This window comes from Devosia ureilytica, from assembly GCF_024273195.1.
Taxonomy (GTDB): Bacteria; Pseudomonadota; Alphaproteobacteria; order Rhizobiales; family Devosiaceae; genus Devosia; species Devosia ureilytica.
The window spans coordinates 1-2,638 of sequence record NZ_JAMZCU010000017.1 but is presented as its reverse complement, the minus strand read 5'-3'; the positions used below and the strand labels follow the sequence as shown (position 1 = coordinate 2,638).

The 2,638-nt window shown below is 61.3% G+C and carries 2 protein-coding genes; both read right to left on the bottom strand.

Annotated features, from left to right (window positions below; all coding sequences use genetic code 11):
* Nucleotides 1-49 precede the first annotated feature (49 nt).
* Nucleotides 50-946 (bottom strand): IS21-like element helper ATPase IstB, encoded by an 897-nt coding sequence (gene istB, locus NIM87_RS18470; protein ID WP_254676223.1) that lies wholly within the window; start codon nt 944-946, stop codon nt 50-52.
* On the bottom strand, nt 943-2,460 hold the full coding sequence (istA, locus tag NIM87_RS18465) for an IS21 family transposase (RefSeq protein ID WP_462804861.1): 1,518 nt from the start codon (nt 2,458-2,460) through the stop codon (nt 943-945). The genes istB and istA overlap by 4 nt, the downstream gene beginning before the upstream one ends.
* Between the last annotated feature and the right edge of the window lie 178 nt (nt 2,461-2,638).

The following is a 2,638-nucleotide window of genomic DNA, read 5'->3' as shown; positions in this document are numbered from 1 at the left end:
TATAGCGCGGCAATCTGGATGAGACGCTGGCGACAATCTGGATGAGATTCTACGTCGCGGCGTTTGTGATGTTATCAGGTTGATTGTCTCGGGCAACCTCGCCGTCTTCCTGTGATTGACGCGGAGCGTCAGTCACAGGTGTGTTCTTGATTGTCGCAAAAGATGCCGGTCTTCCCCGTTGCCGTTTAGCCTCGAGGGCCGATCGCCGCCGGTAGCTTTCGACGTTCATCTCGAAGATGGTCGCGTGATGGACCAGCCTATCGACAGCGGCCAGCGTCATGGCTGGATCGGGGAAGACCCTGTTCCATTCTCCAAAGGGCTGGTTGGCGGTAATCATGATCGAGCGTCGCTCGTATCGCGCCGAGATGAGCTCGAACAGAACGCTGGTTTCGGCCTGGTCCTTGGTGACGTAGGCGAGATCATCCAGGATCAGCAGATCGAACTTGTCGAGCTTGGCAATGGCTGCCTCGAGCTGCAGTTCACGCCGGGCGACCTGTAGCTTCTGGACGAGATCGGTGGTCCTGGTGAAGTGCACGCGCCAGCCATTTTCGATCAACGCCAGGCCGATCGCTGCGGCGAGATGGCTTTTGCCGCCGCCCGGCGGGCCGAACATCAGCACATTGGCGCCCTTGGCGAGCCAGCTGTCACCGGCCGCCATGGCGACGATCTGCGCCTTCGAGATCATGGGCACGGCTTCAAAGTCGAAGCTGTCGAGCGTCTTTCCTGGCGGCAGGTGGGCTTCGGCCAGATGCCGCTCGATCCGCCGGTGCGCTCGCTCGGCAAGCTCATGCTCGGCAATGGCCGCCAGGAAACGTGCGGCGGGCCAGCCTTCGCGATCGGATTGCTCGGCGAACCTGCGCCAGAGGGTCTTGATGGTGGGCAATCTTAGCTCGTTGAGCATGATGCTCAGGCGAGCTTCATCGACGGGATGGGTATTGGCTTTCATGCGCTTTCTCCCGCCATGCCCTGGGTTCCGACCAGGACCTGGTAGCTGTCCAGACAGACTGGTTGCACCCAGACCTGGGGCAAGTCGGCGGGATCTGGAGAGAACTTTGTCCGCAATGTCGCCAGATCCGGCAGGCTACCGGAACGGAGCACCTGACCCAACTCGTTGGCCAGCTCTCGTTCACAGCTGCGCTCATGGGCAAGCGCCAGGAGTTCGACTGTGATCTTGCAGGCTGGCCGTTCCGGCATCGCGGCACACAGCGCCTCGAACGCACGACGATATTCCAGTCGGGGGAAGAGCTTGTCGCGATAAACCAGGTGCAGCAGCGCCATGGGCTTCTTGCGCAAGGAGTGGATGACGTGATGGTAGTTCACCACCTGGTCATGCTTACCGTTGGCCTGAGCGCGCCCTCTGGGCAAGGTCAGCAAATGCGTTCCGCCCATGAACACTTCCAGCCTGTCATCGAACAGACGCACCCTCAACCGGTGGCCGATCAGACGGGAAGGCACGGTATAGAACACCTTGCGCAAGGTGAATCCTCCCGTGCTGGAGACGGTGACGATCACCTCCTCGAAGTCCGTGGTGCGGCGCTCAGGCAGGACCTGCAGATGCGCTCGCTCCGCCTCGATGCCTTTACCGCGGTTCGCATTGCGGCGGCCGATGATCTCGTCGACAAAGGCGCGGTAGGAGCCCAGATCCTCGAAGTCAGGGCTGCCACGCATCAGCAGGCCATCCCGGATCGCGCCCTTGAGATGGCCATGGGCGCTCTCGATTGAACCGTTCTCATGGGCCACGCCCTTGTTGTTCCGCGTCGGGGTCATCCCATAGTGCGAGCAAAGGGCCTCGTATCGCGTCGTCAGATCTGTTCTGGCCTCGGCGTCAAGATTGCGAAAGGCGGCCGAGAGGCTGTCGCTGCGGTGATAATGAGGAGCACCACCGGCTGACCACAAGGCATTCTGCAATCCCTCGGCCAGGGCAACAAAGCTCTCCCCGCCCAGAATGACATGGGCGTGTTCGAAGCCAGACCAGGGTAGACGGAAGTGGTACAGCAGGTGATCCAGCCGTTGCCCGGCAATGGTTACACCAAGCCCGCCCATATCGGTAAAGTCCGAAAGCCCCAGCCGCCCCGGTTCGTGAACCTGCCGGAAAATAACCTCCCGCTCGGCGCCATAGATGGCGCGCCAGGCGCGGATACGACGCTCCAGCGTGCGACGAATACCGGACTGCAGGTCGGGGTGGCGGCGCAGCAGTTCTTCATAAATTGCGACAGGTCGCAGCCCCGGTGCTGCCTGCAGCAACGGCACAACTTCAGCCTCGAAGATATGCTCCAGGGGATCGGGACGCCGGCGTCCTCGGGGTTCTCGCCTCTGGGAAGGCAATACCGGGTTCTGTAGTAGCCGGTAGCCTGTCGCGCGGCTTAGCCCGGCCTTGGCTGACGCCGTCTCGGTGGTGTGGTTTTGTCTGAGCTTCATGAAAAGCCTCATCTGATGATCGGTTACATGGCGCCCCGGCACAAAGGTGGTCCCCTCCTGAAAACCACCACTGTACTGGGACGACCGCGATCACAGACCCCGAAATCGGCAAAGCTGTTGGTACGTGCCTCCGGTCGGGCTACGCCCTCCCTGCGACACGCACCAACAGCTCCGTCTCATCCTGATTGACGCTGAGTCTCACCCTGTTTGACGCGCAGCA

Bases quoted from the DNA above. Each gene is read 5' to 3' on its own strand.
- istB (WP_254676223.1), bottom strand. From the start codon at position 946: ATGAAAGCCAATACCCATCCCGTCGATGAAGCTCGCCTGAGCATCATG.